The organism is Serinicoccus shuyuelongi (assembly GCF_045032955.1).
Taxonomy (GTDB): domain Bacteria; phylum Actinomycetota; class Actinomycetes; order Actinomycetales; family Dermatophilaceae; genus Ornithinicoccus.
The window spans coordinates 78,688-92,549 of sequence record NZ_JBJFZU010000012.1; the positions used below are offsets into that span (position 1 = coordinate 78,688).

Genomic DNA, 13,862 nt, shown 5'->3' on the forward strand with positions numbered 1-13,862 from the left:
GGTTCGGCAACTCGGGACGCTCGGTTCGGCATTTCGGGACGCCAGGTCCGGCAACTCGAGACGCCCGGTCCGGCAACTCGGGACGCCCGGTTCGGCAACTCGGGACGCTCGGTCGGGCATTTCGGGACGCCCGGTCAGGCGGGCGCGGCGGGCTCGCCGCGGCGCACGGCGGCCAGCAGCATCTGGGCCACGTCCACCACCTCGACCTCCTCGCGGGCGCCCTCGGCCTGCTTCTGGGTGAGGCCGTCGGACAGCATCACCCGGCAGAAGGGGCAGCCGATCGCGATCCGGTCGGCGCCGGTCGCCAGCGCCTCCTCGGTGCGGTTCAGGTTGATCCGGGTGCCGAGCTTCTCCTCCATCCACATACGGGCCCCACCGGCGCCGCAGCAGAACGACTTCTCCCCGTGCCGGGGCATCTCCGTCAGCTCCACCCCGGGCAGCGCGCCGAGCAGCTCCCGCGGCGGGGCGTACACCTGGTTGTGCCGGCCCAGGTAGCACGGGTCGTGGTAGGTCACCGAGGCCGCGGTGGAGGCGACGCCGCTGGCGTCGGCCTCGTCCGGGCGGGACACCGGGGTGAGCCGCTTCTCCCGGACCAGCTTGTTCAGCAGCTGGGTGTGGTGGACCACCTCGAAGGTGCCGCCGACCTGCGGGTACTCGTTCTTGATGGTGTTGAAGCAGTGCGCGCAGGTGACGACGATCTTGGTGGCGCCCGCCTCGGTGAGGGTCTCCACGTTCTGCATCGCCAGCATCTGGAAGAGGAACTCGTTGCCGCTGCGCCGCGCGGGGTCCCCGGTGCAGGTCTCCCCGTCACCGAGCACCGCGAAGGACACCCCGGCGGTGTGCAGCAGCTCGGCGACCGCGCGGGTCGTCTTCTTGGCGCGGTCCTCGAAGGCCCCGGCGCAGCCCACCCAGAAGAGGTAGTCGACCTCGCCGAGGTCCTCGACCGCGTTGCTGCCGCCACCGACCGTGCGCACGTCGAAGTCGAGCCCCTTGGCCCAGTCCATCCGGAGCTTGGCGTTCATCCCCCAGGGGTTGCCCTTGTTCTCCAGGTTCTTGAAGAGCCCCCCGAGCTCGGAGGGGAAGGCCGACTCGATGAGGTTCTGGTAGCGGCGCATGTCCACGATGGCGTCGACGTGCTCGATGTCGACGGGGCACTGCTCGACGCACGCCCCGCAGGTGGTGCACGACCACAGCACCTCGGGGTCGATCACCGCCCCGCCGTCCGGCACCGTCGGGTCACCCTCGGTCTCGCCGACCAGCGGGCGCTGGGCGGCGATGACGGAGGCGGTCGGGATCCCGTGCAGCGTCTCCGGCAGACCGGTGGCGCCGGCGCCGCCGGCGTCGGCCAACGCCTTCTCCGCCGCCTCCCGGTGGTCGGCTCCCGCCTGCAGCCAGGGGGCCACCGCGTGGTGGTGGTCGCGCAGGTTCTTGACGAGCATCTTGGGCGAGAGCGGCTTGTCGGTGTGCCAGGCGGGGCACTGGTCCTGGCAGCGGCCGCACTCGGTGCAGGTGGAGAAGTCGAGCAGGCCCTTCCAGGTGAAGTCCTCGACCTTGCCGACGCCCAGCGCGGCGTCCTCGTCGAGCTCCTCGATGTTCTCGAAGTCGATCTCCTGGCCGCCGACGCTGATCGGCTGGACCGCGCCGAGCGAGGTCGCGCCGTCCGGGTGGCGCCGCAGCCAGATGTTGAAGAACGCGAGGAAGCGGTGCCAGGCCACCCCCATGGTGGGCGTCCTGGCGATGATGATCAGCCAGGTCATCGAGATCAGGATCTTGGCCAGGGCCACGGCGACGACCCATCCCTCCAGCGTCCCGACCGCGAGGTCCTGCAGCGGTGCGCCGAGCCAGGCGGTGAGCGGGAAGTGCAGCGCAGTGGCCCAGGCCTCGCCGGTGGCGCGACCCAGCGCATACTCCAGGGCGCGCAGCGCGACGATGCAGACGCCGACGCCGAGGATGACCAGCTCCACCACGTAGGCCTGCCAGAACGTGGAGCCCCAGAAGCGGGACCGGCGCCCGGACCGGCGCGGGTGCTCGCGCTGCCGGACCACGATCAACGCCAGGATGCCGAGCACCGCGCCCCAGCCGAAGAGCTCGGTGGCCCACTCGTAGGGCCAGAAGTGACCGATCAGCGGCAGCGCGAAGGTCGGCGAGACCAGCTGCCCGTAGGCGGTGACCAGGGTCAGGAACAGCAGCCCGAAGGAGACCATCACCACCCAGTGCGCCACCGCCACCCACGGCTTGCGCGCCATCCGGGTATGCCCGAACACCTCGCGCAGCATCGTGGTGGTGCGGCGACCGGGGTCGTCGGTGCGTTGCTCGGGCTGGCCGAGCCGGAACCGGCCGACCATGCTCGAGACCGTACGGACGAAGAGGGCCACCGCAGCCAGGGTCACCAGGGCCGCGACGACGATGGCCAGCACCTGCAACACACCGAAGGACATGACCGCAGCGTAGTCGGCGCCACCCACGGACTGCCCGGACCGGGGCCGCGCGCCCCGGTGGAATAACGACGTGTTGCGCGATGTATAACTTCACAGAAGCATTTCCACACCGCGTACCCGACGAAAGGCCACTCCTGTGCCCGTCCACGACGACATCACCCAGATCATCGGCAACACCCCGCTGGTCCGCCTGAACCGCCTCACCGACGGCATCGCGGACGGGGCTCAGGTACTGGTCAAGCTCGAGTCGCAGAACCCGGCCGCCTCGGTCAAGGACCGGATCGGAGCCGCGATCATCGACGCCGCGGTCGCGTCCGGCGAGCTCAAGCCCGGCGGCACCATCGTCGAGGGCACCTCCGGCAACACCGGCATCGCGCTGGCCATGGTCGGTGCGGCCCGCGGCTACCGCGTGGTGCTGGCGATGCCCGAGACCATGAGCATGGAGCGCCGCGCGCTGCTGCGCGCCTACGGTGCAGAGCTGATCCTCACCCCCGGTGCGGAGGGGATGAAGGGGGCGGTCGCCAAGGCCGACGAGATCGCCGAGACGCAGGGTGCCGTGCGGGCCCGGCAGTTCGCCAACCCGGCGAACGTCAAGGTGCACCGGGAGACCACCGGGCCGGAGATCTGGCGTGACACCGACGGCCAGGTCGACATCTTCGTGGCCGGCGTCGGCACCGGTGGCACCATCACCGGCGGTGGTGGCTACCTCAAGGAGCAGAAGCCGGACCTGCACCTGGTCGCCGTGGAGCCGCTGGACAGCCCGATCCTGTCCGGTGGACAGCCGGGCCCGCACAAGATCCAGGGCCTGGGCGCGAACTTCATCCCCGACATCCTCGACACCGACCTCTACGACGAGGTCGTCGACGTCTCCCTGGACGACGCGCTGCGGGTCGCCAAGGCCCTCGCCACCCAGGAGGGCATCCTGTCCGGCATCTCCACCGGTGCCAACGTGCACGCCGCCCTGGAGATCGCCAAGCGCCCGGAGAGCGCCGGCAAGACCATCGTGGTCATCGTCTGCGACTTCGGTGAGCGCTACCTGTCCACCGTGCTCTTCGAGGGCCTGACCGGATGAGCCGCCGCGCCGCCTCCCTCCGCGCGCGTGCCGGCGGGGTCCTCGGCAGCGTGGTGGACGCGGTCCGGGAGGACCTGGACGCCGCGATCGCCCGGGACCCGGCCACCACCAGCCGGATCGAGATGGCGCTGGCCTCACCGGGGCTGCACGCCCTCTGGTCGCACCGCGCCAGCCACGCGCTCTGGCTGTCGGGGGCCCGGCTGCCCGCCCGGCTGCTGTCGCAGGCCACCCGCGCCGCCACCGGCATCGAGATCCACCCGGGCGCGACCATCGGTCGCCGGTTCTTCGTGGACCACGGGATGGGTGTCGTCATCGGCGAGACGGCGGAGGTCGGGGACGACGTGATGCTCTACCACGGCGTCACCCTCGGCGGCCGTTCGATGGAGCCGGTCAAGCGGCACCCCACGCTCGGTGACGGGGTGACGGTCGGTGCCGGGGCGAAGATCCTCGGCGACGTCACGGTCGGGCACGGGGCCCAGGTGGGTGCCAACGCGGTCGTCACCAAGGACGTGCCCGCGATGAGCGTGGCCACCGGCATACCGGCCCAGGTGCGGCGACCCGACATGGGTCTGGATCCCGAGCAGGCGCTCTACGACGAGCCAGCCCTCTGGATCTGAGCCCGGCACCACCCTGCCGGCAGCTCCGGAACCGGGCACAGACGACGGCGGCCCACCCCGATCGGGGTGGGCCGCCGTCGTGACGGACGTCAGGGCAGCTTGTCGCCGCCCGGGCCGAAGCCGGTCGCGTCCACGGTCGCCTCGCCGCCGCCGTCCAGGCTGCCGGTGGCGTTCTCGTAGGTGCCGTCCGCGTCGGTGGTCTCGGTGCCACTGACCTTGGACTTCACCTCGTCGGCCTTGGCCTTGGCCTGGTCGGTGACCTTGGAGGCCACCTCCGGTGCCTTGGCCCGCACCTGCTCGACGGTCTCCTGGACCTTCGGGCTGCTCCAGGCCTTGTTGGCCTGGTCGGCGATCTGGTCGTAGCGCTCGCGTCCGGCACGGGCGCCGAGGACGTAGCCCGCGGCGGCGCCGACGAGCAGCATCAACTTGTTCATGACGGCTCCTCTCATGGTGGGTCGTGTATCAGCCCCGACCATACAGCGATCCCGCGGCGGGGCACGGGTGAACCGTCAGCGGCGGAGGGTGTGGGATTCGAACCCACGGAGGTTTCCCTCGGGCGCTTTCAAGGCGCCTGCACTCGGCCGCTATGCGAACCCTCCAGTGTCGGCGGCCCGTGGGGTCGCCTGGACGGCATCCATCATGGCACGTCACCCGTCTGGGCGCGGTCGGCGCCGTCGCCGTGGCTGATAGCGTGGTCGGGCATCTGGAACAGCACGACAGAAGGTAGAGAGCGCATGGCACAGGGAACCGTCAAGTGGTTCAACTCGGAGAAGGGCTTCGGCTTCATCGAGCAGGACGGGGGTGGGCCCGACGTGTTCGTCCACTACTCGGCCATCGACGCCAGCGGCTACAAGTCGCTCGACGAGGCCCAGCGGGTCGAGTTCGAGGTCACGCAGGGCCCCAAGGGTCCGCAGGCCGACGCCGTCCGTCCGCTCTGAGGTTCATCTCGCAGCAGACCTGAGGAAGGGCCCCCGTCACCGTGGTGACGGGGGCCCTTCTCGCTGTCCGGGTATGCCTCAGCCGCAGACCGCGCCGACGCTCTCCAGCTCGTCGGTCGGCTCCTCCGTGGTCTCCGCGGCGTCGTCCTCGGTCGGCTCCGGCTCAGCCGGCTCGCTGCTCTCCTCGGCGTCGTCGGGGGCTGCCGAGGGCTCCGACGTGGCCTCGGGCTCGGCGACCGGGGTGGCGTGCAGCGCCTCGTAGACCTGGTAGCGGATCCCCGAGTAGTTGGGGTCCACGGTGTTGATGTTCGCCTCGGTGAACGGCAGGCTGCTCATCGTCCCGTCCTGCATCTGCAGCACCAGCTCCGCCCACTCGTCCATGTCCTGCTGGGGCAGGTCGGTGAGCACGTTGTCCCCCACGGCACCGATGATCTGCGGGTAGCGCTGCAGCATCGTGAGCGGGTTGACCTGGTCCACCACCGCCGCCACCACGCACCGCTGCCGGCGCATCCGGGAGAAGTCGTCCGTGGTGACCCGGGACCGTGAGTAGGCCAGGGCCTGCGCACCGTCGAGCCGCTGGCTGCCGGGCTGCAGGATCGTGTAGTCGGAGTTCGGGTCCAGCTGCAGCGTCCCCGACGCATCGGTGTAGGTGTAGCCGCCGATCGGGATCTCCTCCTGGACGTTGACCTGCACCCCGCCCATGGCGTCCACCAGGTCGGCGAACCCCTCCATGTTGACGATGACGGTGTGGTGCAGGGGGATGCCGAGGATGGTGGAGATCACCTCGCGGGTGGCGGTCTGACCCGGGGTGGCGTCGTCCTCGTACCACTCGGGGTGCTCCTCGGCGGTGAGCTCCGCCTCGGTCCAGATGCTGTTCATCAGGCACTGGTCGCCGCAGTCGTAGGTGCTGCCGTAGACGTCGTACAGCGGGTTGTCCCGGGGGAGGGGCACCTGCTGCAGGTTCCGGGGAATCGAGAAGAGGATGCTGTCACCGGTGCGGGTGTCGACGCTGGCCACGATCATGGTGTCCGTCCGGGTGCCCTCCCGGGCGTCGGCCGCGTCCGAGCCGAGGAGCAGGACGTTGACCCTGGGCTGGTCCTTGAACGGGTCGTCCGGGTCGTCACCGACGACGGACGTGGAGCTCGACCCGCCGTCGCCCCCACCGACGTTGCCGTCGGCGAAGACCTTGTCGACCGCGCTCACGTGGGCCGAGATGTAGCGCACCCCCACGGCGGCGGGCGCGGAGACCGCGACGCAGAGCAGCACGGTGAAGGCGACCAGGCCCGTGCGCTGCCCTCGGCTCGCCCGGCGCGGTGAGGTGAGCACGGCGGTGAGAGCCACCGCCCCCACCCAGACGACCGTCCCCAGCACCAGCAGGACGGCGATCGCCTGCAGCCGACCGGTGTCGGAGGCGGTCTGCAGGGCGGTACTGGTCAGGCCGTTGCTGAGGGCATACCCGCCGACGACGAGGAGGGACAGGGCCGCCAGGGCGAGGATGACGAGCCCGAGCCGGCGGCGGCTGGTGGGCAGCAGGCCGGAACCGGGGATGACCGCGCTGAGCGCCGTGAGCCCGAGGGCGCGGCGCAGGCTCGAGGAACGCCCGGCTCGCCGGGACGCATACTCGGAACGGGAGCCGGGGCTGCCGGCGGGCGGGCCGGATCCGTCGCTGGGCACGGTCATGGAGGGGTGAGCCTTTCGGTCAGATGTCGACCATGATCTCCTATCAGGACAGACTGGTGGAGACCTGGGAACGCGTGTTTGGTCGTCGCCAGCATGCCGGGTAACCTGATCCACGCCTGGGGAGGTGTCGCCTAGTCCGGTCTATGGCGCCCGCCTGCTAAGCGGGTTTCGGGTTTATAGCCCGATCGAGGGTTCAAATCCCTCCACCTCCGCCCCGTCCGTGAGGACGCGAGAACCCCCGAGCCACCGGCTCGGGGGTTCTTCGTGTCGTGCGTCAGGACACGTCCTCCTGCTCGTCCTCGGTGTCGTCCGGGCTGTCCGGCGACTCCTTGGACTCCTGCGCCTCCGCGACCTCGTCCGACCCGGACTCGCGGAGCCGCTGGTCGAGCTCCTCGACCTTCGCCTCGATGTCGCCGTTGCCCGGCGGCAGCGGCTCCTCGGCCATCAGTGGTTCCTCGTCACGGGACCTGGGCTCCTCGCCCGGCACGATGCTCATCGCTTGGACCTCCTCCGTCGGTGGTCCCATGATCGCACCTCCGGCCCGCCTGCTCGCCGGGACGGCGGATTTCGTCGCGTCTGGCACTTCGGCTAGCATTGCTCCTCGCCAGCGCCCGTAGCTCAACGGATAGAGCATCTGACTACGGATCAGAAGGTTAGGGGTTCGAATCCCTTCGGGCGCGCTCTGTGTTGAGACAGATGGAGACAGGCCCCCACCGCACGCGGTGGGGGCCTGTCGCATCTGCGGGGCGGTCGATCCGATCAGCCGCCGCTGCCGCCGTGCACGTCGTCGGCCCGGAGGAGGGTGAGGACGATGTCGTCGTCCAGGACGGACACCCTCCCGCCCACCGTCATCGCGATCCGCGTGGCCGTGGCCCGGTCCCCGCCGTCGTCCGTGGGGACATCGGCGTTCAGGATCACGAACCGGACCCTCCCGAAGTCGTGGGCGTCGTCGACCTCGACCAGGACGTGGCTGGCGTTCCGGTCGGTGGCGTGCCGCAGCAGATGGTCCAGGATCTGCCCCACCGACGACGCCCGTGCGCGCACCGGGAGCCCGCCCAGGGGCTCATCCACGACGACGAGGACCGGCGCCGGGTCGACGGACGCCACCCGGGTACGGCACCGTTCCACCGCCGTGTGCACCAGCGCGGCCAGGTCGACCACCTCCAGGTCGCTCAGGCGCTCGTGGTCGGCCGTGTCCAGGTAGCTGCGCACCGCGGTGCTGAGCCTGTCCAGCTGGGGCAGGTAGCCGGTCAGCTCCTCGGCCACCTCGGGATGGGTCTGCGGCCAGGAGGCCAGGTCCTCGATCCCCATCCGCAGCGCGCTGATCGGGGACCTCAGCTCGTGCGAAGCGTTCACGGCGACGTCGCGCTCGCGCCTCTCCCGGTCGGCCAGGTGGGCCGAGGTGCGCCGCAGCGCGTCCCCGACCGCCTCCGCCTCGGCGAACCGGGAGTGCGGCACGGGCACGTCGAACCGGCCGTCAGCGATGGCGTCGGCAGTGGTGGCCAGCTCGCGGAAGGGCCGGGTGAGCCGGTCGGCCAGCACCCGTGCCAGGACCACCGTCGCCAGCACCAGGAGCAGACCGAGCCCGAGCAGCCGCAGGAGTGGGCCGGTGACCTGGTCCCAGACCTGGTCGCCGGGCCCGGAGAGGGCGAGGTCCCCGCCCCCGGGGACGGCGCGGGTCTGCACCAGCTCCGTCGGCAGGTCGGTGGAGGGGAAGTCCCCGATCTGCAGCTCGACGCCGTCGGGGGCGGAGTAGGACAGGCTGTCGCCAGGTCCCAGGAGCGGGGCGAGCGGCGCCAGGAGATCCTCGCCCTCCCCTGTCGGCTCCGCCAGCCGGGCAGCGAGGAGGGTGGCCGCCAGGTCCGCGGACCGCTCGAGGCGGGCGACCTCGTCGCCGCGGGCCTGCGCCGCCAGGGATCCGCCGGCCGCAAGAGCGAGGACGAGGGTGACGAGCGTGACCACCCCGACGAGGGTGGCGGCCAGACGGCTACGCACCCGGCGCGTCCTCGAGCCGGAAACCGACGCCGCGCACCGTGGTGATACGCGCCGGCGCCCGGGCCTCCTCGAGCTTCTGACGCAGCCGACCGACCGTGGTGTCCAGGGTCTTGGTCGAGCCGAACCAGTTCTCGTCCCAGACCTCGCTGATGAGGTCCTCCCGGCTGACCACGGCGCCGCGGCGGACGTCCAGCATCGCCAGCACGTCGAACTCCTTGGAGGTCGGGGTGATCTCGCTGTCCCCCACCCAGACGCGGCGGGCGTCACCGTCGACCCGCAGCCCGGTCCTGGCGGTCGCGACCGACGGGGGACGGGGGTCGGGAGTGCTCGCGGCGGAGGGGTCGCCGTCCTGGGGTGTCGTGGGCGTGGTGTCGGGGCGGTAGGGGCTGCGGCGCAGCAGCGCCCGGGTGCGGGCCAGCAGCTCCGCCAGCGCGAACGGCTTGGCCAGGTAGTCGTCGGCGCCCTGGTCGAGGCCGACGACCCGGTCCAGCTCGCCGTCACGGGCGGTCAGGATGATGATCCCGCCGACGTAGCCGGCCTCCCGGACGTGCCGGCACACGTCCAGGCCGTCCATGTCCGGCAGGCCCAGGTCGAGCAGCAGCAGGTCGACGACCGCCCCGTCCGGCCCGCCGAGGCGCTGGACCGCGGGACGGCCCTCGGCGAACCGCTCGACGGTATGTCCTTCCCGCTCCAGGGTGCGGACGAGGGGGGCTGCGATCTTGTCGTCGTCCTCGACGACCACCACGAGGCTCATGGGTACCGAGGATAGGTGCGGGTCGGGACCGTCCTGCGGCACGGGCTAGAAGTCCCGGTCCGCGGGGCCGCTCTCGGACACGGCGTCGGCGGAGCAGGCTTCGCCCCGGAGGTCGGTCGCGGTCGACGACGGGGTCCACACCATGGTGCCGGCACCGGTGCCGGAGAGCAGGGCGTCCGCGCCCTCGAGGGGTGCGCCGAGCCGCACGGTGATCGTGCTGCGGACGGTCCCGTCCACCGTCACGGTGCCGGCCGTCATGGTGGCCTCGAGCAGGACCGTGGCCCCGGGGGCGACGTGGTCCTGGTGCAGGACGACCTGTCCGAGGGCCACGGGAGCCCCGTCCTGGAGGACCTCGAGGGTGTCGGCGGCGTCCGGGGCGACGGCCCCGTCCCGCAGCTGCACGGTGACCGGCGTGGCCTCGCCGGACCAGCCGGTGGCCACCGAACCGAGGTCCAGCTCGGACGCGTACGTGAAGGTGAGGGTGTCCCCCTGCTCGACGAGGCCGGCCTCGCCGCCCCCCTCCGTCGTCTGGACGTCGGCGGCGGCCAGCGGGACGGGCGGCGGCTCGGGCTCGGTCGTCGCCGTGGGCTCCGGCTCGGGAGTGGGCGCCGGCGTCGTCTCGGGCGTGGGCTCCGGTGCCGGCGTCGGCTCGGGCTCGGGCTCGGGCGACTCGGTCGGGGCCGCGGCGGCACGTCGTTCCGCCGCGGGTGCCTGGGCGTCCCGGGCGCTGCCGACCTGCCCGCCCGCCTGGTTGCTGACCGTGCGGCTCGCCACGACCGCCGAGGTGGCGGTGTTACCCGCCCTGTCGGTGGCGACCGCGCGGAAGGAGTAGGTGCCGTTCTGGAGGAGGCGGGTGTCGTAGGAGCACGACCAGGGTGCCGCGGCCGGCGTGCACAGCGTCGTCCAGGTACCGGAGCCCCGGGCGGCCTGCAGGGCCACCCGCTCCACCCCGGAGGTGGCGTCGGACGCCGTCGCGGCGAAGGTGCGGGTGCCGCTCAGCGGCGACCCCGGGTTGGTCATGGTGACGATGGGGGCGGTGTTGTCGACCGTGACGCGGACGATGTTCGAGGTGACCGTGCTGAAGAAGACCGTGCTGCTGGCGCGCAGGTCGTAGACACCGTCCGGCAGACCGGCGGTGCTCCAGTCGCAGGTCACCTCGCGTCCGCTGCCGGAGCAGGCGGACCGCCAGGTCGAGGACCCGGGCGACAGGTACTCGAACCGGATGGAGTAGGTGAAGAGTGTGTTGTAGAGCGTCGCGGTCAGCGGCACGGTGCCGCGGACGGCGTCGGCCGGCTGCGCCAGGACCAGTGTCGTGCCGTTGGTGACGGCCGTGCGGACGGTGGTCGAGGTGGCGACGTTGTCGGCCCCGTCGACGGCACGGGCCCGCAGGTCGTAGGGCCCGTCCGCCAGGGAACCGACGTTCCACGAGCACGAGTACGGGGCGGTGCCGTCGGTGCACACGGTCGTCCAGGACGCGGTCCCCACCCGCTGGTACTCCAGCGTGACGCCGGTGACACCGGTCTCGCCGTCGGTGGCCGTCGCACGTACCGTGACGGTGCCCGTCAGGGCGGGACCGGGGTCCACCATCGCGACCGTGGGGGGCGTCCAGTCGAGCGCCGCCCGGACCGTGCCCGTGTTCGTCGTCCCCGAGGTGAGGACCGCGCCGGAGAACCCGCTGACGGCCGCCGCCAGCACCAGCAGAGCGGCGAGGAGCAGCAGCGGGGCGGTGCGGCGGGTCAGCACGATGGGTCCTCAGGAGCTCGGGGCGGGAGTGGGGGCGAGGGCGGTCGTGACGGGGGCGAGTGTGCCGTCCGTGCCCGCCGGACCACGTCGGGCGGTGGAGAGGCCGGCGATGTTGCGGCCCAGCTCGACGAGCGCGAACAGGGCGATGGCGCCCGCCGGGACCCCGATCACCAGCATGCGGGTGCCACGGTCCGCCAGGGCCATCAGCGGATAGCCCAGCGCGGGCACCGAGCCGGCGACCACCGGCTGGGTGTCGGCGAGCAGCGAGAACGTCCAGGGGTCCACGGAGGCGTTGGCGTCGCCCTTGGTCCGCAGCACCGACCGGCCGTCGTCGTCCTGCTCGATCTCGGAGATCCGGTGGGTGACCAGGGTGCCGACTCCGCTGTCCGCGGGCGGCAGGTAGGTGATGACGTCACCGACCTCCAGGTCGGCCACGGGACGGGCCTGCGTGAAGACGACCGAGCCCTTCTCTATCGAGCCGGACATCGAGCCACCGGTGATGACGTACCGCTCGTACCCCATCAGGCTGGGCAGCAGGTAGGCGCCGCACCCGAGCACGACCAGGGCCAGCGTGAGCCGGCCCAGGAGACGGGCCGTGCGGCGGGCGGCGTGCATCACTGGTCGACGGTGGTGCCGTCGAGCTGGACCGAGCTCCACGCGTAGGAGGCGGAGGCGGTCTTGCCCTGCTGGCTGTTCGGGGCGGCCTTGTCCAGGCTGACGGAGAAGGTGTAGGCGTTGGCCACGGCCGGCTGCACGACACCGAGCTCGTTCTTCAGGCCGTCCTCGAGCCCGCCGAAGGTGCCGGAGTAGACCTGGGTGCCGGTGGTGGTGTTGGTGATGACCAGCTGCAGGTACTCGTTGGAGAAGCCGTTGGTGGAGGCGGTCTCGGTGAGCGAGAACGCGGCCGGCAGGGACCCGGTGTTCGTGATGGTCAGCGAACCGTTGACGGTGTCACCGGGCTTGATGTTGGTCAGGTTGAAGATCGCCTGGCCCTGCTTGCTGTTGCTCTGCGTGAGCGTGCCGGAGGTGACCGCGCTGATCGTGTTGCTGGAGTCGGAGGCGAAGGTGGCGCCCGAGCCCACGGCCAGCGCGCCGGCGGCGAGGAGGACGGCCAGCGGGGCGAGGATCTTGGAGGTGGTGGAGGTCTTCATGGTGTCGTTGCTCCTGGGTGCGGGCCTCGGGCGAGGCGTCCTGCGTGGTTCGTACTGATGGGTACAACGCTACGAGGCGTCGTTCCACGCGTCCTCCACGCGCGGTCCACAGGAGTGCCCCAGTTGGGCTACCGATCAGGAGCCTGAGCAGGGGGTTGCTCACCGCCCGTGTCGGCCGGCCCGGCGGGCAGCTCGAACCAGGCCGTCGTCCCCCCGCCGGACCGCGGCTCCAGACCCACCTCGCCGCCGTGCGCGTGCACGATGCGGTGCACCGTCGCCAGCCCGATGCCGTGCCCCTCGGTGCCCGTGCCGGTGCTGGCCGCCGCCCGGACGTAGGGCAGGAAGACCGCCGACTCCGTGCCGGGCGGCACCCCGGTCCCGTCGTCGCTGACGGTGACGCGCCACCGGGAGGTATGCCGTCGCGCCCGGACCTCGATCGTCGGCCGGGTGCCGGGGCGCCGGAACTTCAGGGCGTTGCTGAGCAGGTTGACCATGACGGCGTAGAGCAGCTCCGGGTCGGCGTGGACCCGGGGCAGGTCGCCGACCGTGACGTCGGCACCGCTCTCCCGGACCTGGGGGGCGAGGTCGCGCAGGGCCCGGTCCACCGTCTCCCTCAGGTCGACGGGCTCGCGTCGTGGCAGGCTCCCGGCCCGCGCGTCCGCGAGGACGTCCCGGATCAGGGACGCCATCTCGGTGGTCGACTCGGTGATCTGCTCGACGACGGAGGACAGCGCCGGGTCGGTCGCCACGACCGGCTCCATCCCCAGCAGCTCGGCGTTGGACCGGATGACCTGGAGCGGGTTGCGCAGGTCGTGGCTCACCTGGCCGGCGAAGTGCAGGAGCGCCTCGTTGGACCGGCGCAGCTCCTGCTGCGCGCTGGTCAGCTCACCCAGGGTCCGCTCGACCTGCTGCGTGGTGAACCTCAGCTCCAGGACGTCCATGATGCGCTCGGCCAGGACGGCCAGCCGTCGGCGCTCCGGCTCCTCGATCCGTCGGGGTGCGTCGTCGAAGACGCAGAGCCGGCCGATCGGCACCCCGGCCGGGGTGAGCAGCGGGGCCGAGGCGTAGAAGCGGACCGCGCCGATGACACCGGTGACGAAGGGGTTGTCCGCGAAGCGGGGGTCGTCCCGCGCGTCCGCCACGGCGACCGCCGCGGGCTCTGCGAGCACCGCGGCGCACATCGAGTCGGAGCGGGCGCACACCGACGGCTCGAAACCGGCGGTCGCGACCTGGTGCTGCGCCGTGCCGGTGACCAGGTTGATCGCCGCCGTCGGGACGGCGAAGATCTGCGCCGTCAGCTCGACCAGGGCCTGCAGCTCCCGCCCCGGCGGGGTGGTCAGGACGGCATACCGCTCGATCTCCTGCTCCCGCACCGCGTCCGCGTCCTCGCGGTCCAGGGTGCTCCGTGCGGTCCCCACCGGCATACCTCCCTGTGCCTCGGCTCGCACCGCCCATCGTGCCAGACGGCGTCGCG

General features: G+C 71.9%; 13 protein-coding genes and 3 tRNA genes. 5 read left to right on the forward strand and 11 right to left on the reverse strand.

The features are described from left to right. Positions 1–134: 134 nt before the first annotated feature. Positions 135–2,438: a (Fe-S)-binding protein gene (locus ACI3EY_RS14270; RefSeq protein WP_405040850.1), complete on the reverse strand. Its 2,304-nt coding sequence runs from the start codon at positions 2,436–2,438 to the stop codon at positions 135–137. Positions 2,439–2,574: 136 nt separating this feature from the next. On the opposite strand from ACI3EY_RS14270, the gene cysK reads away from it, so the two are divergent. Both cysK and epsC read left to right on the forward strand, forming a co-directional pair. Further along, positions 2,575–3,510: a cysteine synthase A gene (gene cysK / locus ACI3EY_RS14275; RefSeq protein ID WP_405040851.1), complete on the forward strand. Its 936-nt coding sequence runs from the start codon at positions 2,575–2,577 to the stop codon at positions 3,508–3,510. Then, a complete protein-coding gene (gene epsC, locus ACI3EY_RS14280; protein ID WP_405040852.1) occupies positions 3,507–4,127 on the forward strand; it encodes a serine O-acetyltransferase EpsC in 621 nt (206 codons plus the stop codon). The genes cysK and epsC overlap by 4 nt, the downstream gene beginning before the upstream one ends. Positions 4,128–4,216: 89 nt before the next feature. Here the strand turns inward: epsC and ACI3EY_RS14285 are convergent, their stop codons facing one another. Both ACI3EY_RS14285 and ACI3EY_RS14290 read right to left on the reverse strand, forming a co-directional pair. Beyond that, a complete protein-coding gene (locus tag ACI3EY_RS14285) occupies positions 4,217–4,561 on the reverse strand; it encodes a YtxH domain-containing protein (protein WP_405040853.1) in 345 nt (114 codons plus the stop codon). 82 nt (positions 4,562–4,643) lie between these two features. Beyond that, positions 4,644–4,726, reverse strand: a tRNA-Ser gene (locus tag ACI3EY_RS14290). A 135-nt stretch (positions 4,727–4,861) separates the two neighbouring features. Between ACI3EY_RS14290 and ACI3EY_RS14295 the strand changes: the two genes are divergently transcribed. After that, positions 4,862–5,065, forward strand: coding sequence for a cold-shock protein (locus ACI3EY_RS14295; protein ID WP_405036574.1), 204 nt, complete (start codon positions 4,862–4,864; stop codon positions 5,063–5,065). 78 nt (positions 5,066–5,143) lie between these two features. On the opposite strand, the gene ACI3EY_RS14300 is transcribed toward ACI3EY_RS14295, so the two are convergent. Next, on the reverse strand, positions 5,144–6,745 hold the full coding sequence (locus tag ACI3EY_RS14300; protein WP_405036573.1) for an LCP family protein: 1,602 nt from the start codon (positions 6,743–6,745) through the stop codon (positions 5,144–5,146). 120 nt (positions 6,746–6,865) lie between these two features. On the opposite strand from ACI3EY_RS14300, the gene ACI3EY_RS14305 reads away from it, so the two are divergent. Further along, a tRNA-Ser gene (locus ACI3EY_RS14305) sits at positions 6,866–6,957 on the forward strand. Between the two features lie 62 nt (positions 6,958–7,019). Here the strand turns inward: ACI3EY_RS14305 and ACI3EY_RS14310 are convergent. After that, positions 7,020–7,241: a hypothetical protein gene (locus ACI3EY_RS14310; RefSeq protein ID WP_405040854.1), complete on the reverse strand. Its 222-nt coding sequence runs from the start codon at positions 7,239–7,241 to the stop codon at positions 7,020–7,022. Between the two features lie 111 nt (positions 7,242–7,352). On the opposite strand from ACI3EY_RS14310, the gene ACI3EY_RS14315 reads away from it, so the two are divergent. Next, a tRNA-Arg gene (locus ACI3EY_RS14315) sits at positions 7,353–7,425 on the forward strand. 79 nt (positions 7,426–7,504) lie between these two features. Here ACI3EY_RS14315 and ACI3EY_RS14320 read toward each other — a convergent pair. From ACI3EY_RS14320 to ACI3EY_RS14345, 6 genes are all read right to left on the reverse strand, one after another. After that, positions 7,505–8,740 carry a sensor histidine kinase gene (locus tag ACI3EY_RS14320; protein ID WP_405036571.1) on the reverse strand — a complete coding sequence of 412 codons (1,236 nt, stop codon included), beginning with the start codon at positions 8,738–8,740 and terminating at the stop codon, positions 7,505–7,507. Continuing rightward, the gene (locus ACI3EY_RS14325; protein WP_405040855.1) at positions 8,733–9,494 is read right to left on the reverse strand and encodes a response regulator transcription factor; all 762 of its coding nucleotides are present in this window, start codon (positions 9,492–9,494) and stop codon (positions 8,733–8,735) included. Before ACI3EY_RS14325 ends, ACI3EY_RS14320 begins: the two co-directional genes overlap by 8 nt. A 45-nt stretch (positions 9,495–9,539) precedes the next feature. Beyond that, the gene (locus ACI3EY_RS14330; RefSeq protein ID WP_405040856.1) at positions 9,540–11,237 is read right to left on the reverse strand and encodes an Ig-like domain-containing protein; all 1,698 of its coding nucleotides are present in this window, start codon (positions 11,235–11,237) and stop codon (positions 9,540–9,542) included. A 9-nt stretch (positions 11,238–11,246) separates the two neighbouring features. Then, a complete protein-coding gene (locus ACI3EY_RS14335; protein ID WP_405040916.1) occupies positions 11,247–11,852 on the reverse strand; it encodes a signal peptidase I in 606 nt (201 codons plus the stop codon). Further along, on the reverse strand, positions 11,852–12,388 hold the full coding sequence (locus ACI3EY_RS14340) for a TasA family protein (protein WP_405036568.1): 537 nt from the start codon (positions 12,386–12,388) through the stop codon (positions 11,852–11,854). Before ACI3EY_RS14340 ends, ACI3EY_RS14335 begins: the two co-directional genes overlap by 1 nt. A gap of 128 nt (positions 12,389–12,516) precedes the next feature. Further along, on the reverse strand, positions 12,517–13,806 hold the full coding sequence (locus ACI3EY_RS14345) for a sensor histidine kinase (protein ID WP_405040857.1): 1,290 nt from the start codon (positions 13,804–13,806) through the stop codon (positions 12,517–12,519). Positions 13,807–13,862: the final 56 nt, after the last annotated feature.